Annotated in this window: 24 protein-coding genes; 9 read left to right on the plus strand and 15 right to left on the minus strand. The window is 62.2% G+C overall.

All coding sequences use genetic code 11. The features are described 5' to 3' along the window. Window positions 1-39: 39 nt before the first annotated feature. The 4 genes from rsmD to ACKUG4_RS23735 all read right to left on the minus strand — a co-directional run bounded on the left by rsmD (window position 40) and on the right by ACKUG4_RS23735 (window position 3,830). Window positions 40-648: a 16S rRNA (guanine(966)-N(2))-methyltransferase RsmD gene (rsmD, locus tag ACKUG4_RS23720; RefSeq protein WP_445434948.1), complete on the minus strand. Its 609-nt coding sequence runs from the start codon at window positions 646-648 to the stop codon at window positions 40-42. After that, entirely contained in the window at window positions 648-2,135 is a 1,488-nt protein-coding gene (locus ACKUG4_RS23725; protein WP_445434949.1) for a M16 family metallopeptidase, read from the minus strand. Before ACKUG4_RS23725 ends, rsmD begins: the two co-directional genes overlap by 1 nt. After that, window positions 2,128-3,483 carry a M16 family metallopeptidase gene (locus tag ACKUG4_RS23730; protein WP_064600101.1) on the minus strand — a complete coding sequence of 452 codons (1,356 nt, stop codon included), beginning with the start codon at window positions 3,481-3,483 and terminating at the stop codon, window positions 2,128-2,130. Before ACKUG4_RS23730 ends, ACKUG4_RS23725 begins: the two co-directional genes overlap by 8 nt. Before the next feature lie 152 nt (window positions 3,484-3,635). Next, window positions 3,636-3,830: a hypothetical protein gene (locus ACKUG4_RS23735; RefSeq protein WP_445434950.1), complete on the minus strand. Its 195-nt coding sequence runs from the start codon at window positions 3,828-3,830 to the stop codon at window positions 3,636-3,638. Between ACKUG4_RS23735 and ftsY the strand changes: the two genes are divergently transcribed. The 4 genes from ftsY to rpoH all read left to right on the plus strand — a co-directional run bounded on the left by ftsY (window position 3,829) and on the right by rpoH (window position 8,033). Continuing rightward, a complete protein-coding gene (gene ftsY / locus ACKUG4_RS23740) occupies window positions 3,829-5,373 on the plus strand; it encodes a signal recognition particle-docking protein FtsY (RefSeq protein WP_445434951.1) in 1,545 nt (514 codons plus the stop codon). The two genes, ACKUG4_RS23735 and ftsY, sit on opposite strands and share 2 nt — an antisense overlap. Continuing rightward, a complete protein-coding gene (ftsE, locus tag ACKUG4_RS23745; protein ID WP_007953396.1) occupies window positions 5,370-6,041 on the plus strand; it encodes a cell division ATP-binding protein FtsE in 672 nt (223 codons plus the stop codon). Before ftsY ends, ftsE begins: the two co-directional genes overlap by 4 nt. Then, window positions 6,038-7,063, plus strand: a complete 1,026-nt coding sequence (gene ftsX / locus ACKUG4_RS23750; protein ID WP_445434952.1) for a permease-like cell division protein FtsX — start codon at window positions 6,038-6,040, stop codon at window positions 7,061-7,063. Before ftsE ends, ftsX begins: the two co-directional genes overlap by 4 nt. A 115-nt stretch (window positions 7,064-7,178) precedes the next feature. After that, the gene (gene rpoH / locus ACKUG4_RS23755; protein ID WP_007953393.1) at window positions 7,179-8,033 is read left to right on the plus strand and encodes an RNA polymerase sigma factor RpoH; all 855 of its coding nucleotides are present in this window, start codon (window positions 7,179-7,181) and stop codon (window positions 8,031-8,033) included. Window positions 8,034-8,103: 70 nt separating this feature from the next. Here the strand turns inward: rpoH and mtgA are convergent, their stop codons facing one another. Continuing rightward, the gene (gene mtgA, locus ACKUG4_RS23760) at window positions 8,104-8,826 is read right to left on the minus strand and encodes a monofunctional biosynthetic peptidoglycan transglycosylase (protein WP_445434953.1); all 723 of its coding nucleotides are present in this window, start codon (window positions 8,824-8,826) and stop codon (window positions 8,104-8,106) included. A 74-nt stretch (window positions 8,827-8,900) separates the two neighbouring features. Between mtgA and ACKUG4_RS23765 the strand changes: the two genes are divergently transcribed. The 4 genes from ACKUG4_RS23765 (at window position 8,901) to trmB (ending at window position 11,296) form a co-directional block, all read left to right on the plus strand. Further along, on the plus strand, window positions 8,901-9,281 hold the full coding sequence (locus ACKUG4_RS23765; RefSeq protein WP_064600093.1) for a DUF423 domain-containing protein: 381 nt from the start codon (window positions 8,901-8,903) through the stop codon (window positions 9,279-9,281). Window positions 9,282-9,353: 72 nt separating this feature from the next. Further along, window positions 9,354-9,554 carry a sulfur carrier protein ThiS gene (thiS, locus tag ACKUG4_RS23770; protein WP_007953386.1) on the plus strand — a complete coding sequence of 67 codons (201 nt, stop codon included), beginning with the start codon at window positions 9,354-9,356 and terminating at the stop codon, window positions 9,552-9,554. A gap of 212 nt (window positions 9,555-9,766) precedes the next feature. Next, window positions 9,767-10,561, plus strand: coding sequence for a thiazole synthase (locus ACKUG4_RS23775; protein ID WP_007953385.1), 795 nt, complete (start codon window positions 9,767-9,769; stop codon window positions 10,559-10,561). 9 nt (window positions 10,562-10,570) lie between these two features. Then, window positions 10,571-11,296: a tRNA (guanosine(46)-N7)-methyltransferase TrmB gene (gene trmB, locus ACKUG4_RS23780; RefSeq protein WP_085646976.1), complete on the plus strand. Its 726-nt coding sequence runs from the start codon at window positions 10,571-10,573 to the stop codon at window positions 11,294-11,296. A gap of 130 nt (window positions 11,297-11,426) precedes the next feature. Here trmB and ACKUG4_RS23785 read toward each other — a convergent pair whose 3' ends face one another. The 10 genes from ACKUG4_RS23785 to ACKUG4_RS23830 form a co-directional block, all read right to left on the minus strand. Continuing rightward, window positions 11,427-11,750, minus strand: a complete 324-nt coding sequence (locus ACKUG4_RS23785) for a DUF3392 domain-containing protein (protein WP_011336381.1) — start codon at window positions 11,748-11,750, stop codon at window positions 11,427-11,429. 19 nt (window positions 11,751-11,769) lie between these two features. Next, window positions 11,770-12,975 (minus strand): radical SAM family heme chaperone HemW, encoded by a 1,206-nt coding sequence (hemW, locus tag ACKUG4_RS23790; RefSeq protein ID WP_445434954.1) that lies wholly within the window; start codon window positions 12,973-12,975, stop codon window positions 11,770-11,772. Beyond that, window positions 12,972-13,568 (minus strand): RdgB/HAM1 family non-canonical purine NTP pyrophosphatase, encoded by a 597-nt coding sequence (gene rdgB / locus ACKUG4_RS23795; protein WP_011336379.1) that lies wholly within the window; start codon window positions 13,566-13,568, stop codon window positions 12,972-12,974. The genes hemW and rdgB overlap by 4 nt, the downstream gene beginning before the upstream one ends. Further along, the gene (locus ACKUG4_RS23800; RefSeq protein ID WP_011336378.1) at window positions 13,565-13,999 is read right to left on the minus strand and encodes a DUF4426 domain-containing protein; all 435 of its coding nucleotides are present in this window, start codon (window positions 13,997-13,999) and stop codon (window positions 13,565-13,567) included. Before ACKUG4_RS23800 ends, rdgB begins: the two co-directional genes overlap by 4 nt. A gap of 26 nt (window positions 14,000-14,025) precedes the next feature. After that, window positions 14,026-14,646: a methionine biosynthesis protein MetW gene (gene metW, locus ACKUG4_RS23805; protein ID WP_011336377.1), complete on the minus strand. Its 621-nt coding sequence runs from the start codon at window positions 14,644-14,646 to the stop codon at window positions 14,026-14,028. Between the two features lie 7 nt (window positions 14,647-14,653). Next, a complete protein-coding gene (gene metX, locus ACKUG4_RS23810) occupies window positions 14,654-15,793 on the minus strand; it encodes a homoserine O-succinyltransferase MetX (protein WP_007953360.1) in 1,140 nt (379 codons plus the stop codon). A 65-nt stretch (window positions 15,794-15,858) separates the two neighbouring features. Then, window positions 15,859-16,149, minus strand: a complete 291-nt coding sequence (locus tag ACKUG4_RS23815; protein WP_064600087.1) for a DUF167 domain-containing protein — start codon at window positions 16,147-16,149, stop codon at window positions 15,859-15,861. Beyond that, window positions 16,146-16,736 (minus strand): YggT family protein, encoded by a 591-nt coding sequence (locus ACKUG4_RS23820; RefSeq protein ID WP_085646972.1) that lies wholly within the window; start codon window positions 16,734-16,736, stop codon window positions 16,146-16,148. Before ACKUG4_RS23820 ends, ACKUG4_RS23815 begins: the two co-directional genes overlap by 4 nt. A 10-nt stretch (window positions 16,737-16,746) precedes the next feature. Continuing rightward, window positions 16,747-17,565 (minus strand): pyrroline-5-carboxylate reductase, encoded by an 819-nt coding sequence (proC, locus tag ACKUG4_RS23825; protein WP_445434955.1) that lies wholly within the window; start codon window positions 17,563-17,565, stop codon window positions 16,747-16,749. Window positions 17,566-17,588: 23 nt separating this feature from the next. Next, window positions 17,589-18,275, minus strand: a complete 687-nt coding sequence (locus ACKUG4_RS23830) for a YggS family pyridoxal phosphate-dependent enzyme (RefSeq protein ID WP_440812897.1) — start codon at window positions 18,273-18,275, stop codon at window positions 17,589-17,591. Window positions 18,276-18,331: 56 nt separating this feature from the next. On the opposite strand from ACKUG4_RS23830, the gene ACKUG4_RS23835 reads away from it, so the two are divergent. Then, entirely contained in the window at window positions 18,332-19,366 is a 1,035-nt protein-coding gene (locus ACKUG4_RS23835) for a type IV pilus twitching motility protein PilT (RefSeq protein ID WP_039767934.1), read from the plus strand. The last annotated feature ends 6 nt before the right edge of the window (window positions 19,367-19,372 follow it).

The raw sequence follows: 19,372 nt of genomic DNA on the forward strand, positions 1-19,372 counted from the left end.
AGTCTCGGCTGAGACTCGCCGCTTTTTCAAGCCGGTCGGTTAACCGGCGATCACTGCCATACGTTGCCATAACGCGTAGTACACCCGCCCGGATTTTTGCTCGCGGTGCAGGCGCCAGTTGCCTGGCAGGCCGAGGGTCGATGGCGCGGTTTCGCTTTCAGTGTAGATCCACGCATCGTCGGCCAGCCATTGGCGCTCTTCGAGCAGCGTGCACACGGCGGGCAGCAGGTTCTGATTGAACGGCGGGTCGAGGAACACCAGGTCGAACGCGGTCGCAGTCTGGGTTTCCAGGTAGCGCAGCGAATCGGCGGTCTGCACGTGACCGTTGGTGCAGCGCAACGTGCCGAGGTGTTCTTTCAGGCTGGACACCGCGACGTGGCTGGCATCCAGCGCCTGACCCAGGGCCGCGCCACGGGACAGTGCTTCGAGAAACAGCGCGCCGCTGCCGGCGAACGGATCGAGCACCTTGGCCCCGGCGACGTAGGGTGCGAGCCAGTTGAACAGGGTTTCACGCACCCGGTCCGGCGTCGGACGCAGGCCCGGCGCATCAGGAAAGCTCAGCTTTCGGCTGCGCCATTCGCCGCCGATGATGCGCAACTGGTTCACACCGTTGTGCAGTTTTTGTACAGGTTTCTTTGGACTGGCCATTAATGCTCCGGAACCCCGAGCGGCTGCTCGGCAGGTTTATCAGATGGGGCCGGTAACGGCTTTTGCGGCACGGTCGGGCCAGCGCTGACGATGACCAGTTTATCCGTGCTCAAGTGTTTGTTGAGGACGTCGCGAACCTGCTCGACCGTCAGGCTCTGGGACTGACGCATGAAGTCGTCCAGATAATTCAGCGGCAGGTTGTAGAAACCCATGGCGCCGAGCTGGCCGACGATATCGGCATTGCTCGCGGTGGACAGCGGGAAGCTGCCGGCCAGTTCGCGCTTGGCGTCGTCGAGTTCTTTCTGGGTCGGGCCGGTCTTGAGGTAGTCGGCGAGCACGTCCTGCACCAGTTTCAGGGTGCCTTCGCTCATTTCCGCGCGTGTCTGCAGGTTGATCATGAACGGGCCGCGCGCCTGCATCGGGCTGAAGGCCGAATACACGCCGTAGGTCAGGCCGCGCTTCTCGCGCACTTCACTCATCAACCGGGTGCCGAAACCGCCACCGCCGAGAATCTGGTTGCCCATCGACAGCGCGGCGTAATCCGGGTCGTCACGGTCGATGCCCAGTTGCGCGATCATCAGGTTGGTCTGCTTCGACGGAAACTCGATGTGGCCGATGCCGGCTTTCGGCTCGGTTGGTTGCTCGACTTTCGCCAGCGCCGGACCTTTCGGCAGCGCAGCGGACACCTGATTGGCGATCGCCTCGGCTTCGCTGCGGGACAGATCGCCCACCAGCGCGATCACCACGTTGCCGGCTGCATAGGCCTTGGCGTGGAACTCACGCAGTTGCGCCAGCGTGATCTTCGGCACGCTTTGCGCATTACCGTCGCTGGCGTGGGCGTACGGGTGATCGCCGTAGAGGCGCTTCATCAGCTCCAGGCTGGCGAGTTTGCCGGGGTTCTGTTTCTGGTATTCGAAACCGGCGAGCATCTGGTTCTTGATGCGCGCGAAGGAGTCGGCGGGGAAGGTCGGTTTGCCCACCACTTCCGAGAACAGCTTCAGCGCCGGCTCGCGTTTGTCGGCGGCACTCAGACTGCGCAGCGACGCGATGGCCATGTCCTTGTAGGCGCCGTTGCCGAAATCCGCGCCCAGGCCTTCGAAACCCTGAGCGATGGCGCCGACATCCTTGCCCGCCACGCCTTCGTTGAGCATGGCGTTGGTCAGCAGGGCCAGGCCCGGCGCGTTGCCGTCCTGGCTGCTGCCGGCGGAGAAGATCAGGCGCATGTCGAACATCGGCAGTTCGCGAGCCTCGACGAACAGCACCTTGGCGCCTTCGGCGGTGTTCCAGGTCTGCACGTCGAGCTTGCGGCTGGCCGGGGCCTTGCCGTCGAGTTCGGCCAGCGATTGCAGTTTCTGGCTGGACTTGGCGTTATCCAGCGCTTCGCTGGCCTTGGTGTTGTCGCTTGGCACCAGGTAGAACGCAGCGGAGCCGATGATGGCCACGGCGATCAGGCCGAGCAGCAGGCGTGGGGTTTTGCGCTCACTCATGAGTCGTCTCCAGTGGCAGGACGTGGGCGACGCTGAGACGTTCGCGGGTGAAATACAGCTTGGCGGCGTTCTGGATGTCTTGCGGGGTGACGCTTTCCAGATCGGCCAGTTCGGTGTCCATCAGCTTCCACGACAGACCGACGGTCTCCAGCTGGCCGATGGCGGTGGCCTGGCTGGTGATCGAATCGCGCTCGAAGACCAGGCCGGCGATGACCTGCGCGCGTACGCGCTCCAGTTCTTCGGCGGACGGTGCGGTGGTTTTCAGCTGTTCCAGCAGTTTCCACAGACCGGCTTCAGCCTGGGCCATGGTTTTTTTCTTCTGGGTGTTCGGCGTGGCCGACAGGGTGAACAGGCTGTCACCGCGAGTGTAGGCGTCGTAGCTCGACGAACCGCCGGACACCAGCTCTTCACCGCGCTCCAGTTGGGTCGGGATGCGGCCGCTGTAGCCGCCGTCCAGCAACGCCGAGATCAGGCGCAAGGCGTTGACCGAGCGTTTGTCTTCGGCAGTGGCGATGCTCGGGACGTTGAAACCGAGCATCAGGCTCGGCAGTTGAGTCTGCACGTGCAGGGTGATCTGGCGTTCACCGGGCTCGGCCAGTTCCAGCGGTTTTTTCGCCGGCGGCACGTCACGCTTCGGGATCGGCCCGAAGTAGCGCTGAGCAAGGGTCTTCACCTCGTCCGGGGTTACGTCGCCGACCACCACCAGCGTGGCGTTGTTCGGCACGTACCAGGACTGATACCAGTGGCGCAGCTCTTCGACCTTCATTCGCTCAAGGTCAGCCATCCAGCCGATGGTCGGCGTGTGATAACCGCTGGCCGGGTAGGCCATGGCCTTGTAACGCTCGAAGGCCTTGGCCATCGGCTTGTCGTCGGTGCGCAGGCGGCGCTCTTCCTTGATGACTTCGATTTCCTTGGCGAACTCGTCGGCCGGCAGGCGCAGGTTGGCCATGCGGTCGGCTTCCAGTTCGAAGGCCACGCCCAGACGGTCGCGGGCCAGGACCTGGTAATAAGCGGTGAAGTCGTCGCTGGTGAAGGCGTTCTCTTCGGCGCCGAGGTCGCGCAGGATCAGCGAGGCTTCCCCGGGGCCGACTTTTTCGCTGCCCTTGAACATCATGTGCTCGAGGGCGTGGGACAGACCAGTCTGGCCCGGGGTTTCGTAGCTGGAACCGACCTTGTACCAGACCTGCGACACCACCACCGGCGCGCGATGGTCTTCGCGCACGACGACCTTCAAGCCGTTGTCGAGGGTGAATTCGTGGGTCGGTTGCGGATCGGCCGCCAGGGCCGAAAGGGGCAGGCAGACTGTGCTGAGCAGCAGGCCTGCGGCGCGGCGGGCTAGAGCATTCATTCGTTTTTAAACCTGTTGGGCTGCCCGCTTGGTCTTAGCGTCGGCGGGCGAGAGGGTGCTAGGATACTGATCCGTTTTACTGGCGGCCACGCCTATCAGGCCACTGATCGGTCTATAGGTTGTACGGGTTACCGGCAGAAGCTTTGAGTTTCTCAGCTAAACTCTGCGTTTTCGCCGACGATGCCGTTCCAGTCCTTCGTATTTAATGACCTTTGAGGTGCTTTTGGCACCTCGACAAAATGTTGCGCGTGAACAAGCTGGGTGAAACACAGTCTGTTCTGCATCGAATATTTATTTGCCGGGGCGCCCCTGTGGCGCGTCGCTACCGTGAGATAGCCGTCCTCCATGTTTGGTTCCAACGACGACAAGAAGACCCCAGCTGCGGCTGGCGAGAAGAAAGGCCTGTTCGGATGGCTGCGCAAGAAACCGCAGGAACCCGTCGTCGAACAGCCGACTGCCATTCCTGAGCCAGCCCCTGCGCCCGCTCCCGTAACAGAAGAAGCGCCGGCACCGGTTGTGCTGCCGATCGCCGAGCCAGTGCTGCAACCGGTGGCCGAGGCCGAGCCTGAAGCGCCGGCTGCCGCCGAGTTGCCGCTGACCGCGGCCAGCGAACCGTGGCTGACCCTGCCAGTGGCGGAAGAGCCGGTGGCGCTGGTCGAAGAGGCCGCGCCGCACGTTACGCCAACGATTCCCGCGCCGGCTGCGTTCACGCCAGAGCCTGTTCAGGCGCCGGTGGTGGAAGCCGCTCCTGTCATTCCAGAGCCCATGGTTGCTCCCCCGGTTGCCCCGATTGTCGAAGCGCCCGAGCCTGCACCTGCACCTGCACCTGCACCTGCACCTGCACCTGCACCTGCACCTGCACCTGCACCTGCACCTGCACCGGTAGCAGCAGTGCCAGTCGTTCCTGTGGAAACCCAGGTCGAAGCCCCGGTCGAGCCACCGCGCACCGAAGAAACCAAGGCCGGCTTCTTCGCCCGTCTCAAGCAGGGCCTGTCCAAGACCAGCGCCAGTATCGGCGAGGGTATGGCCAGCCTGTTCCTCGGCAAGAAAGCCATCGATGACGATCTGCTCGACGATCTCGAAACCCGCCTGCTGACGGCCGACGTTGGCGTCGAGGCGACTTCGGTGATCATCCAGCGGCTGACCCAGAAGGTCGCCCGCAAGGAACTGGCCGATTCCGATGCCCTGTACAAATCCCTTCAGGCCGAGCTGGCGGCAATGCTCAAACCGGTCGAGCAGCCGCTGAAGATCGCTTCCCAGAACAAGCCGTTCGTGATTCTGGTGGTCGGCGTCAACGGCGCCGGCAAGACCACCACCATCGGCAAGCTGGCGAAGAAACTGCAGCTGGAAGGCAAGAAAGTCATGCTCGCTGCCGGTGACACCTTCCGTGCCGCCGCTGTTGAGCAGTTGCAAGTCTGGGGTGAGCGCAACAAGATTCCGGTGATCGCCCAGCACACGGGCGCGGACTCGGCTTCGGTGATCTTCGATGCCGTCCAGGCCGCCAAGGCCCGTGGCATCGACGTGCTGATCGCCGACACCGCCGGTCGTCTGCACACCAAAGACAACCTGATGGAAGAACTGAAAAAGGTTCGCCGGGTGATCGGCAAGCTCGACGCCGACGCGCCGCACGAAGTGCTGCTGGTGCTCGACGCCGGCACCGGCCAGAACGCCATCAACCAGGCCAAGCAATTCAACCAGACCGTCGAACTGACCGGCCTGGCGCTGACCAAGCTCGACGGCACCGCCAAGGGCGGGGTGATTTTCGCCCTGGCCAAGCAGTTCGGCCTGCCGATCCGCTACATCGGCGTCGGTGAAGGCATCGACGATCTGCGTACCTTTGAAGCCGAACCCTTTGTCCAGGCACTGTTTGCCGAGCGGGAGCGTTCATGATTCGTTTCGAACAGGTCGGTAAGCGCTACCCGAACGGTCACGTCGGCTTGCATGAGCTGAGCTTTCGAGTCCGTCGCGGCGAGTTCCTGTTTGTCACCGGCCACTCCGGTGCCGGTAAATCCACGTTGTTGCGTCTGCTGCTGGCGATGGAGCGTCCGACCAGTGGCAAGCTGCTGTTGGCCGGGCAGGACCTGAGCACCATCAGCAATGCACAGATTCCGTTCCTGCGTCGGCAGATCGGTGTGGTGTTTCAGAACCATCAACTGCTGTTCGATCGCACGGTGTTCAACAATGTCGCGCTGCCGTTGCAGATCCTCGGGCTGTCCAAGGTCGAGATCGCCAAGCGCGTCGATTCGGCGCTGGAGCGCGTGGCGCTGTCGGACAAGGCCGAGCTGTATCCGGGCGATCTGTCCACCGGTCAGCAACAGCGCGTTGGCATTGCCCGCGCCATCGTTCACCGTCCGGCTTTGCTGCTGGCGGACGAACCGACCGGTAACCTCGACCCGCGTCTCGCGGCCGAGATCATGGGCGTGTTCGAAGACATCAACCGTCTGGGTACCAGCGTGCTGATCGCCAGTCACGACCTGGCGCTGATCGCGCGCATGCGCCATCGCATGCTGACCCTGCAACGCGGCCGATTGATCGGCGACGGGGAGGCCGGCGTATGAGTGCAACACGTAGTCCGAAGGTTTCCGAGCGCGTGGCCCCGAAGGCCGCCGATCCGCAACCGCCAAAGAAGAAAAAGCACGACGATGACGACGGCCCGGACTTCTCCACGTTGTTCCGTGCCTGGATCGAAAGCCATCGCGCCAGCTGGATTGACAGCCTGCGTCGTCTCGGCAAGCAGCCGATCGGCAGCTTCTTCACCTGCATGGTGATGGCGGTGGCGCTGAGTCTGCCGATGGGTCTTTCGCTGTTGCTGAGCAACGTCGAGCGTCTGGGCGGTTCGTGGCAGCGCGCGGCGCAGATTTCGCTGTACCTGGAGCTCGAGGCCAGTCCCGCTCAGGGCGAAGCGTTGCGTGATCAGATCAAAGCCATGCCGGGCGTAGCTGATGCCGAATATGTCGGTCGCGACCAGGCGCTGGAAGAGTTCCAGCAGCAGTCGGGCCTGGGCGAAGCCCTGCGCGAGCTGCCGGAAAACCCGTTGCCGGGCGTGGTGCTGGTGACGCCGAACGAGGTCGACAAGTCGACCCTGGAAGCATTAAGACAAAAACTTTCCGAGCTGCCCAAGGTACAACAGGCGCAACTTGATCTAGTCTGGGTCGAGCGTCTGGCCGCCATCCTCAAGCTCGGTGACCGTTTCGTGTTCGGTCTGACGGTGTTGCTGGTTTCCGCATTACTTTTGGTGATAGGCAATACCATTCGTCTTCATATTGAAAACCGCCGCACCGAGATAGAAGTGATTAAACTCGTCGGCGGCACCGACAGCTATGTGCGTCGTCCCTTCCTTTATATGGGCGCGTTGTATGGCTTCGGTGCGGGGCTGCTGTCCTGGGGTGTATTGGCGTTCGGCCTGAACTGGCTGAACGATGCGGTGGTCGGGCTGGCCGGCTTGTACGGCAGCGATTTCGCACTGGCCGGCGTGCCAGTTGCCGACGGTCTGTCGCTCTTGCTTGGCGCGGTGCTGTTGGGTTATATCGGTGCATGGATTGCAGTCGCACGTCATCTCAGGGAGCTGGCGCCGAAGTAGAATCTTTTTTGCGCGTGATTGACCTTTCAGTGGTTAAGGAAACTTTCATTTGAGTTTCCGGTCAATTTTTCGCAATGCTGAAAAGCATGAGTATGTAAGTCGGAGGTTTTTCCGTATGTCCAATTCTTTGCAACCTGCGTATGCATTGGTTCCAGGCGCAAACCTGGAAGCCTACGTGCACACCGTCAACAGCATTCCATTGCTGACGCCGGAGCAGGAGCGTGAACTGGCCGAGAGTCTCTACTATGAGCAGGATCTGGGGGCGGCTCGGCAGATGGTGCTCGCCCACCTGCGGTTTGTCGTACACATCGCCCGTAGCTATTCCGGCTACGGTCTGGCTCAGGCTGACCTGATCCAGGAAGGTAACGTCGGCCTGATGAAGGCCGTGAAGCGTTTCAACCCGGAAATGGGCGTGCGTCTGGTGTCCTTCGCGGTGCACTGGATCAAGGCCGAGATTCACGAGTTCATCCTGCGCAACTGGCGGATCGTGAAAGTCGCGACCACCAAGGCCCAGCGCAAGCTGTTCTTCAACCTGCGCAGCCAGAAGAAACGTCTGGCCTGGCTGAACAACGAGGAAGTCCACCGTGTGGCGGAAAGCCTCGGCGTCGAGCCGCGTGAAGTGCGTGAGATGGAAAGTCGCCTGACCGGCCATGACATGGCCTTCGACCCGGCTGCGGAAGCAGACGACGACAGCGCTTTCCAGTCGCCGGCCAATTATCTGGAAGACCACCGGTACGACCCGGCGCGTCAACTGGAAGATGCCGACTGGAGCGACAACTCCAATCACAACCTGCACGAAGCGCTGGAAGTGCTGGACGAACGCAGCCGCGACATCCTCTACCAGCGCTGGCTGGCAGAAGAGAAAGCCACGCTGCACGACCTGGCGCAGAAGTACAACGTGTCGGCGGAGCGGATCCGTCAGCTCGAGAAGAGCGCGATGAACAAGCTCAAGTTGTCGATTGCCGCATAACCGGTAGTCCGGCAATAAAAAACGCCCCGATCAGTGATGATCGGGGCGTTTTTGTTTGCCTGTCGGAAAGTCATTGGGCCCAGGGCGCGCGGCGCGAATCATTGAGTGTCAGCAGGTAGCTGTCGCCGCCCAGCTGGCTCATTTGCTGGCGAATCCAGCCGGCTCGGCGCGACACATAAGCGGTCGGATGACTGGCGCTCCAGACCCGGGGATTCGGCAGCACAGCCGCCAGATAACTCGCCTGCTGCCGGGACAGCGACCTGGCGCCTACGCCAAAGTGATGCCTTGCCGCCGCTTCGGCACCAAACACGCCGTCATCCCACTCGACGCTGTTCAGGTACACCTCGAGAATCCGCTGCTTGGGCCAGAACACTTCGATCAGCGCGGTGAACCACGCCTCCAGGCCCTTGCGCAGATAGCTGCGGCCGGACCACAAGAACAGGTTCTTCGACACTTGCTGGCTCAAGGTGCTGGCACCACGGATCGAACCGCCGAGCTCGTTGTGGGCCAGTGCGGCCTTGATCGCACTCAGGTCAAACCCCCAGTGCTCGGGGAATTTCTGGTCTTCGCCGGCAATCACCGCGACCTTCAGGTCATCGGAAATCTCGTCCCACGGCTTCCAGGTGCGTTGCAGGTCGATCGGCTCGCCGTCGACCCAGGATTCGATCTTGCGCTCGACCATCAGCGCCGTGAACGGTGGCGGCACGAAGCGAAACACCAACACCAGCAATACGCTGCCGCCCGCGAACCAGAGCAGGGCCTTCGTGAAACGACGGAGAAATATACGCAGCATAGAGATGGCTTGGCCGAACCGGTTGAGCGGGCCATTATACAGACCCTGCCGATCGAGTCTGACTGGAGTTCTACATGCTGCGTAGCTTTCTGATGCTGGCTGCCTTTTTTGGTTTCACTGGTGTCGGCCTCGGCGCATTCGCCGCCCATGGCTTGAAAAACCGCCTGACACCCGAATACCTGGCGATCTTCCACACCGGCGTCACCTATCAACTGGTGCATGCACTGGCGCTGTTTGGCGTGGCGCTGCTGGCCACGCAGCTTCAGGGGCGGCTGGTCGCCTGGGCCGGCATCTCGTTCAGCGTCGGCATCCTGTTGTTCTCCGGCAGCCTGTACCTGCTGACCACCCTCGGCATCGGCAAGCTCGGCATCATCACCCCGTTCGGCGGTCTGGCATTCCTGATTGGCTGGCTGTGCCTGGGGCTGGCCGCCTGGCGCCTGTATCCAACCGCTTGACGCTTGGTGCTGACCTTTAGGTCATGATCGGGCTAGAATGCCACCCCCTAAAAAGTGATGGCGGCGTTGCGCATGCGCATTCAGTTGAACGGTGAATCCTTTGAACTGCCCGACGGTGAAACCGTTGCGGCCCTGCTGACCCGTCTGGATCTGACCGGGCGCCGCGTCGCGGTCGAACTCAATCTGGATATCGTCCCGCGCAGCCAGCATGCCGACACCACTTTGAACGACGGCGACAACGTCGAAGTGGTGCACGCCATCGGCGGCGGCTGATCCCAAACACTGTGAAAACTGCTGCGTGCTGGGCGCCTTCGGCGCACGCAAGAAATACTGCGTTAAAAACAGGCTCGGAATGCTCATTTACAACCCGTAAACTCCGCTTCCTCGCCTGTTTTTGCCTTGTCTTTCCTTCGCTCGCGACGTTTTCACAGCGTTTGGCTATTTAAGGCATTCTGCAAGACCCTCACCCCAACAGAGGATTCCCCATGAGCATCGTTCGTAGCGACAAGCCTTTCGTTCTGGCCGGTCGTACTTACCAGTCGCGTTTGCTGGTCGGTACCGGCAAGTACCGTGACATGGAAGAAACCCGCCTGGCCATCGAAGCCTCGGGTGCCGAGATCGTCACCTTCGCCGTGCGCCGCACCAACCTGGGCCAGATCGAAGGCGAGCCGAACCTGCTCGAAGTGCTGTCGCCGGATCGCTACACCTTCCTGCCGAACACCGCCGGCTGCTACGACGCAGTCGAAGCCGTGCGCACCTGCCGCCTGGCCCGTGAGCTGCTCGATGGCCACAACCTGGTGAAGCTGGAAGTGCTGGCCGACCAGAAAACCCTGTTTCCCAACGTGATCGAAACCCTCAAGGCCGCCGAAGTGCTGGTCAAGGAAGGCTTCGATGTGATGGTCTACACCAGTGATGACCCGATCATCGCCCGGCAACTGGCGGAAATCGGCTGCATCGCGGTGATGCCGCTGGCCGGTCTGATCGGTTCGGGCCTGGGGATCTGCAACCCGTACAACCTGCAGATCATCCTCGAAGAAGCCAAAATCCCGGTGCTGGTGGATGCCGGTGTCGGCACCGCTTCCGACGCCACCATCTCCATGGAACTGGGCTGTGACGCCGTTCTGATGAACTCGGCCATCGCCCACGCCCAGCAGCCGATCATGATGGCCGAAGCCATGAAACACGCGATCGTCGCGGGCCGCCTGGCCTACCTCGCCGGCCGCATGCCGAAAAAACTCTATGCCAGCGCCTCTTCGCCGCTGGATGGTCTGATCAAGTAAGAGCTATTGATGACTGAATCGAACGACACGCCAATCCAGACGGAAGAAGGCGACGAGCGCCAACACCGCCGCATCAAGAGTTTTGTGATGCGCGCCGGGCGCATGACCGAAGGCCAGCAGCGCGGCCTGGATCAGGGCGCGCCGAAGTTCGTCCTGCCGCTGGCCGATGCGCCGGTGGATTACGACCAGGTGTTCGGCCGCTCCGCGCCGCGTTCGCTGGAGATCGGTTTCGGCATGGGCCACTCGCTGCTGGAGATGGCCGCCGCTGCGCCGGAGCAGGATTTCATCGGTGTCGAGGTTCACCGTCCGGGTGTCGGCGCGCTGCTCAACGGCGTGCTGACCCAGGGCCTGACCAACCTGCGGGTCTACGATTGCGACGCGATCGAAGTGCTCAACCGCTGCATCGCCGACAACAGCCTCGATCGCCTGATGCTGTTCTTCCCGGATCCGTGGCACAAGAGCCGTCACCACAAGCGCCGCATCGTTCAGGCGTCCTTCGCTGAACTGGTACGCAGCAAGCTGAAGGTTGGCGGCATTCTGCACATGGCCACCGACTGGGAGCCGTACGCCGAATACATGCTGGAAGTGATGAACGTCGCCCCGGGCTATCGCAACCTCGCCGAAGACGGCAAGTGCGTACCCCGCCCGGCCGAACGGCCGATCACCAAGTTCGAACGCCGCGGCGAACGTCTTGGGCATGGCGTGTGGGATCTGAAGTTCGAAAAGCTCGCTTAAGCCTTACGCAGAACCCAATGTGGGAGCGAGCCTGCTCGCGATAACGGTCTGACAGTCAACGATGATGTTGAATGTTAAATCGCTATCGCGAGCAGGCTCGCTCCCACATTTGTTTTGTGTGTGCTGAAAATCAGCGGCGGTCGGCCACTACGCCAATCAACACCAGTACCACCAACAACACCGGCGCCAGGCTGTAGTTGTTGAACTGGCTCAAGCCCTTCACCACCCAGGGTGTGGCGTAGATCAGCGCCGCGCCGCTGCCGATCATGCACAGCAGGGCCATCAACGGCACGCGCAGGGCGCCGGCGATGCTGCCCAGGCGTTGCTCGACCCAGCCCTTGAAGTCGGCGCCGAACAGCACCAGCAGGCAGCCCACCAGGGCCAGAGCGATTTCCGAGAGGTTGCTGCGGCTCCAGCGGGACACGGTGGCGAGCAAGTCGAGTATCAAATCCATGCGGTTTCCTTAAGAGCGATCAGCTCAGAAATTTCTGCAGCAAGTCGTTGAGGAACAGTTGTCCGCGCTCGGTGGCCGCCAGACGTGACGGTTCGACCTGCAACAGACCGCTTTGTTCGGCCTCGCGCCGGTGTTCGTCGAGGCTCTCCAGCGGCAGGCCGGTGCGCTCCGGGTACAGGCGCGATTCGACGCCGGCGGTCAGGCGCAGGGCGTTCATCAGGAACTCGAACGGCATCTCGTCGTTGGTCAGGGCTTTCTCGCCGGCCTGGAAACTTTTGGCCGGGTTGAGGTAGTCCTTCGGCAGGCGCGTCTTCCAGGTGCGCACGATGCGCCCGTCCGGATGGCTGAGCTTACCGTGAGCGCCGGCGCCGATGCCGATGAAGTCGCCGAAGCTCCAGTAATTGAGGTTATGCCGCGCCGGGCGACCCGGTTGGGCATACGCCGAAACTTCGTACTGCGCGTAACCGTGCTCGGCCAGCAGTGCCTGTCCGGCCTCTTGAATGTCCCACAGCGTGTCGTCTTCCGGCAGCACCGGCGGCTGGTTCCAGAACACGGTGTTCGGCTCCAGCGTCAACTGATACCAGGAAATGTGCGTCGGCTTCAGGTCGATCGCCTGGCGCAGATCGCTCAGGGCATCGTCCAGCGACTGGTCCGGCAGGCCGTGCATCAAGTCGAGGTTGAAGTTATCGAACCCGGCTTGGCGCGCCATGCCAGCTGCGCGTACCGCTTCGTCGCCGTTGTGGATGCGGCCGAGGGCCTTGAGTTTTTCCTGCTGGAAGCTCTGGATGCCGATCGACAGGCGATTGATCCCCAGTTTGCGGTAGGCGACGAACTTTTCTTGCTCGAAAGTCCCGGGGTTGGCTTCCAGGGTGATTTCGATGTCGTCGGCAAACGCAATGCGCTGTTTCACGCCTTCGAGCAGGCGGCCCAGCGCTTCGGCACTGAACAGGCTCGGCGTGCCGCCGCCAAAAAAGATCGAACTCAACTCACGGCCGTACACCGCGTGCAGATCCTGATCGAGGTCGGCCAGCATCGCGTCGACGTACTCCTGCTCCGGCAGCACCGGGCTGGCGGTGTGGGAGTTGAAGTCGCAATAGGGGCATTTGCGCACACACCACGGGATGTGGATGTACAGCGCCAGGGGCGGCAGCGTCGGCAACGGCGCCCGAGGCGAGGAGGCGGCGCCGCCGATAATCAGCGACGACGCACGGGAACTATCGGTCATTTCAAGCCCAGACGCTGGCGCAGCAGATCCATTGCACGGGCGCGGTGGCTGATCTGGTTCTTGTCGCTCGGGCTCAGCTCGGCGCTGGACACGTTACGCTCCGGCACCCAGAACAGCGGGTCATAGCCGAAACCGTGCTCGCCACTGGCGGCGGTCAGAATGCGCCCGTGCCACAGACCTTCGCAGAGGATCGGCAGCGGATCATCGGCGTGACGCACCAGCGCCAGCACGCAAACGAACTGCGCACCGCGCTCGGCTTCAGGCACGTCCTTCAAGGCGTCGAGCAGTTTGGCGTTGTTCGCCGCATCGCCCTTGCCGTCGGCGTAGCGCGCCGAGTAGATGCCCGGCGCGCCGCCGAGGAAATCCACCGCCAGGCCCGAATCGTCGGCCAGCGCCGGCAGCCCGGAAATGCGCGCAGCATTGCGGGCCTTGAGGATCGCGTTCTCGACGAACGACAGACCGGTTTCTTCCGGCTCCACGCTGCTGAATTCGCCGATCGAGCGCAGTTGCACCGAGTCGCCGAGCATGGCCTGGAGTTCCTTGAGTTTGCCGGCATTATGGCTGGCCAGTACGAGTTGCTTGAGATTGATCATTGGCCAGGGAAAAGCTCTTGGTTGAAATTGAGGGTGTTGATCTTGTCGCCGGTCTGCACCTTGATTTCAAAAGTGCGGGTTTCCTGCTGTTCCACCGGGTACTGGGCGATGTAGTAGATCGCGCCCTGTTCGGTGATCTGGCGGAAGGTCAGCGGCACGCTCTGGCTGGTCAGGTCCTTGACGGTGCCGGTGACCTGGGCGATCAGCGGTTTGCCGTCCTTGATTACCGAGACATTGATCACACCCTGGTTCTTGCTGCGGATCAGCTCGGCAGCCTTGGCGATGTCCGGCGTCAGGAAGGTCGAGTTGAAGGTGTTGTAATGCACGGTGACATCACCGAACACTTCCTTGCGTTCGCCCTTGATGGCATCGGCGGCCACGGCCGACAGGCTCAGGCAGGCGGCCAATAGCGCGGTAATCAAGCGTCCCATGTTCGTACTCCTCGCAATGTCGTGGTTCAGACCGCGATTCTGTGATCCGCAAGCCCCGGGCTGCTGACGCGGTAGATACCGATCTCACCTAACAGATTAGGCCATAGCTTACTGGCCCACCCGTGGCGGTGCTGTTGATCCACGGCAAGCCGATCAATGACCTTCGCCTCACGTTCGCGACAAAGTTCTTCAAAGTCTTCGAAGGTGCAGAAGTGGATGTTCGGCGTGTTGTACCAGGTGTACGGCAGGAATTCCGACACCGGCATCCGGCCCTTGCTCGCCAGATACCAGCGGCAGCGCCAGTGACCGAAATTCGGGAAGGTGATGATGCACTGGCGGCCGACCCGCAGCATTTCGTCGAGGATCTTGTCCGGGTAGTGCACGGCTTGCAGGGCCTGGGTCATCACCACGATATCGAAGCTGTTGCTGGCGAAGTTGCCCAGGCCTTTGTCCAGGTCTTGCTCGATGACGTTGATGCCCTTGGCCACGCACTCGGCGATGTTGTCCGGGTCGTTTTCCAGGCCATAGCCGGTGACCTGCTTGTGGTCGCGCAGCCAGGTCAGCAACTCGCCGTCACCGCAACCGAGGTCGAGCACGCGGCTGCCGGCGGGGATCCATTCCTGGATGATTTCCAGATCAGCTCTCATGGCTTTCTCACAACGTAATGCGGTTCATGTAATTGCCGAACGCCTGCAAATAACGCGGGATCGGAATCAGGAAGGCGTCGTGGCCCTGGGGTGCGTCGATTTCCAGGTAACTGACGTCCTTGCGCGCGGCCATCAGCGCGTCCACCAGTTCCCGCGAACGGGCCGGGGAGAAGCGCCAGTCGGTGGTGAACGACATCACGCAGAACCTGGCTTTTGCACCTTCGAAGGTTTTCGCCAGGTTATCGTTGAAGTTCGCTGCCGGATCGAAGTAGTCCAGCGCCTTGGTCATCAACAGATAGGTGTTGGCATCGAAGCGTCCGGAGAACTCTTCGCCCTGATAGCGCAGGTAGCTTTCGACCTGGAACTCGACGCTGTGGAAGTCGTAGTTGAGCTTTTCGCTCTTCAGGCCACGGCCGAATTTCTCGCCCATGGAGTCGTCTGACAGGTAGGTAATGTGCCCGACCATCCGCGCCAGCATCAGGCCGCGCTTGGGGATCACGCCCTGTTCCTGGAACGAGCCGCCGTGGAATTCCGGGTCGGTGAGGATCGCCTGGCGCGCCACTTCGTTGAAGGCGATGTTCTGCGCCGACAGCTTGGGGGCCGAGGCGATGGCCAGGCAGTGGCGCACGCGATCCGGATACGTGATGGTCCATTGCAGCGCCTGCATGCCGCCGAGGCTGCCACCGATCACCGCGGCCCATTGGCCGATGCCAAGCAGGTCGGCCAGACGTGCCTGGCTGTGTACCCAGTCTTCCACGGTCAGCACCGGGAAGTCGGCGCCGAACGGCTTGCCGGTTTCCGGATTGAGGCTGCTCGGGCCGGTGGAGCCGTTGCAACCGCCGAGGTTGTTCAGGCTGACCACGAAGAACTTGTTGGTGTCGATCGGCTTGCCGGGGCCGATGCAGCTGTCCCACCAACCGGGCTTGCGGTCGTCGACGCTGTGGTAGCCAGCGGCGTGGTGGTGGCCGGACAAGGCGTGGCAGATCAGCACGGCGTTGCTCGCTTGCGCGTTCAGCGTGCCGTAGGTTTCGTAGATCAGGTCATAATCGGCCAGCGAACGGCCGCAGGCCAGGGCCAGGGGTTCGCTGAAGTGCGCCGTTTGCGGCGTCACCAGACCAACAGAATCGGGGGGAAAGGCAGCTGGCATCGACCCTGCTCTCGTTGAAATGAGGCGTAAGTCTAAAGACCGGTGGGGTTAGCGGCAAGCAACGATCAGGGGCGGCAGAGCCCCGGCAGATCCGGCAGCTTTTTCGGTGCGCTGATGCGCACTCGCTTCTGCCGGTTCAGCTCACCACTGAGCAAACTGACCTGACTCTTGGAAACCCCAAAAGCCTTGGCCAGAAACCCCATCAGGTAGGCATTGGCCTTGCCCTCGACCGGCGGCGCGGTCAGGCGGATTTTCAGGCGATCACCGTGCAGCCCGCAGAAATCATCGCTGCGGGCGGCCGGTTGCAGGTGACACTCCAGAATCAGGTCGTCACCGTCCCAGCGAAACCAGCTCACATCAGCAGGCGCAGGATTTCCGGCATCATCGTCATCGCCGCGAGGTTGTTGATCACCAGCATGTCGATCAGCTTCAGCACGAGGAAGGCGAAGATCGGCGACAGGTCCAGACCGCCGAGGTTCGGCACGATGCGACGGAACGGCGCCAGGGCCGGCTCACAGATCTGGTTCACCAGCTCGGCGCCCGGATTGTGGCTGCCCGGTGCGACCCAGGACAGGATGATGCTGATGATCATGGCCCAGAAGAAAATCTTCAGGAACAGCGCCGTCACGCCGATCAGCGACCAGATCAGCAGTTGCAGCGGGTTACCGGTGGTGCCGTAGGTCAGCAGCAGGGTCAGCGCCATCAGCGCCAGTTGCACGAGAATCGCCAGTACCAGCGACGACATGTCGAGGCCGAACAGGCTCGGAATGATCCGGCGCAGTGGCTTGAGCAGCGGCTGGGTGGCCTTGACCACGAACTGGCACAGCGGGTTGTAGAAGTTCGCCCGCACCAGTTGCAGGACGAAGCGCAGCAGCACGATCAGCAGGTACAGGCTGCCGAGGGTTTGCAGCACGTAGACCGCTGCGGTGTTCAATCCAATCATGTGAGGCTCCTTATTTGCCCAGTTGTTCGGCCATTTCGGCCGAGCGGTGCGCGGCGGCGCCGAGTGCTTTTTCCACCAGGGCTTCGAAGCCGCCGGCCTGGAACGATTTGATTGCAGCTTCCGTGGTGCCGGCCGGCGAGGTCACGCGGCGGCGCAGTTCGGCAGCGTCGACGTCACTGGACACCGCCATATGCGCGGCGCCCAGAGCGGTCTGCAGGGTCAGTTGCTCGGCGGTTTCCTTCGGCAGGCCGAGTTTGACGCCGGCGGCGGTCATGGCTTCGATCAGCAGGAAGAAGTACGCCGGGCCGGAACCGGAGACGGCGGTGACGGCGTCCAGTTGCTGCTCTTCGTTCAGCCACAGGGCGATGCCCACGGCGGACAGCAGTTCTTCAGCCTGTTGACGCTGCTCGGCACTCACTGCGCCGGTGGCGTACAGGCCGCTCACGCCCTGACGCAGCAGCGCCGGGGTGTTGGGCATGCAGCGCACGATCGGCTGCTCGCCCAGCCAGGCCGCCATGCTGGCGCAGGTGATGCCGGCGGCGATCGAGACCACCAGTTGATTCGGTTTCAGGCTCGGGCGAATCGCTTCGCACACGGCTTTCATGGCCTGTGGCTTGACCGCCAGCACGACAACGTCAGCGCCGTCGATGGCCTGGGCGTTGTCGGCGAAGGTTTCGATGCCGTGTTCGGCGCTGACTTTGGCGCGGGTTTCTTCGCCCGGATCGCTGGCGCGAATGTGTGCAGCTTCCAGACCCTTGGCCCGCAGGCCGCCGATCAGGCTGGCGGCCATGTTGCCGGCACCGATAAAGGCAATACGTGTGTTGCTCATGTCAGGTCCTTATCTGGAAATGGTCAAGATTGGGAATAGTCGCGGGCGCCGAACAGGGCCGTACCGATACGGACCCAGGTCGCGCCCTGGGCAATGGCCGACTCGAGGTCGTGGCTCATACCCATGGAAAGTGTGTCGAGCGGCAGATCGAGGCCGGCCTGCAATTTCTGAACTGCAGCGAATGCAGCGTCTTGCTCGGCGCGATCTTCGGTCGGCTCGGGAATCGCCATCAACCCGCGCAGTTTCAGGCGCGGCAGGGCGCTGATGGCCTGGGCCAGGGCCGGCAGGTCTTGCGGGGTGCAGCCGGACTTGCTGGCTTCACCGCTGACGTTGACCTGAATGCAGATGTTCAGTGGCGGCAGATCCGCCGGGCGTTGCTCGGACAGGCGTTGGGCGATTTTCAGACGATCCACGGAGTGCACCCAGGCGAAATGCTCGGCAATCGAGCGGGTCTTGTTCGACTGAATGGGGCCGATGAAGTGCCAGATCAAGGGCAGGTCGGCCAGTTCGAGCTGCTTGCCCAAGGCCTCTTGCAGGTAGTTCTCGCCGAAGTCGCGCAGGCCGGCGGCGTACGCTTCGCGCAGGGCTTGTGCCGGTTTGGTCTTGCTCACGGCCAGCAGCTGGACGCTGTTTTCATCGCGTCCGGCGGCAGCGGTGGCGGCATGAATACGCGAACTAACCTGGAGAATGTTGTCTGCTATCGTGGACATCAAGAGGCGCCAGCGGTCTGAAGGTTCGCGGCATTCTACTGGAATTGAGGGACGCTATGGATATCACTGAACTGCTGGCCTTCAGCGCCAAACAGGGCGCTTCCGACCTGCACCTGTCGGCCGGTCTGCCGCCGATGATCCGCGTGGATGGCGACGTTCGGCGGATCAATCTGCCGGCGCTGGACCACAAGCAGGTGCACGAGCTGATCTACGACATCATGAACGACACCCAGCGGGTGGACTTCGAGAAGCATCTGGAAACCGACTTTTCCTTCGAGGTCCCCGGTGTGGCGCGCTTTCGGGTCAATGCCTTCAACCAGAACCGGGGCGCCGGGGCGGTGTTCCGGACCATCCCGTCAAAAGTGCTGACCATGGAAGACCTGGCCATGGGCGATGTCTTTCGCAAGATCACCGATGCGCCGCGCGGGCTGGTGCTGGTGACCGGACCGACCGGCTCCGGCAAGTCCACGACACTGGCGGCGATGATCGATTACCTCAACACCCATCGCCATCACCACATCCTGACCATCGAAGATCCGATCGAATTCGTTCATGAATCACGCAAATGCCTGATCAATCAGCGCGAAGTCCATCGCGATACCCGCAGTTTCGCCACCGCGTTGCGCTCAGCGCTGCGCGAAGACCCGGATGTGATCCTGGTGGGCGAGATGCGTGATCTGGAAACCATCCGCCTGGCGCTGACCGCCGCCGAGACCGGGCATCTGGTGTTCGGCACTTTGCACACCACGTCGGCAGCCAAGACCATCGACCGGGTGGTGGACGTGTTCCCCGGGGACGAAAAGTCCATGGTGCGCTCGATGCTCTCGGAGTCATTGCTGGCGGTGGTGTCGCAGACGCTGATCAAGAAGATCGGCGGCGGTCGGGTGGCGGCGCACGAGATCATGCTGGGTACGTCGGCGATCCGTAACCTGATCCGCGAGGACAAGGTGGCGCAGATGTATTCGGCGATACAGACCGGTGGCTCGCTGGGAATGCAGACACTCGACATGTGCCTGAAGGATCTGGTGACCAAGGGCTTGATCAGCCGTGAACATGCGCGGGAGAAAGCGCGCACGCCGGATAACTTTTAGGCAAAA

Source organism: Candidatus Pseudomonas auctus (assembly GCF_048654275.1).
GTDB classification, from domain to species: Bacteria; Pseudomonadota; Gammaproteobacteria; order Pseudomonadales; family Pseudomonadaceae; genus Aquipseudomonas; species Aquipseudomonas pharyngis.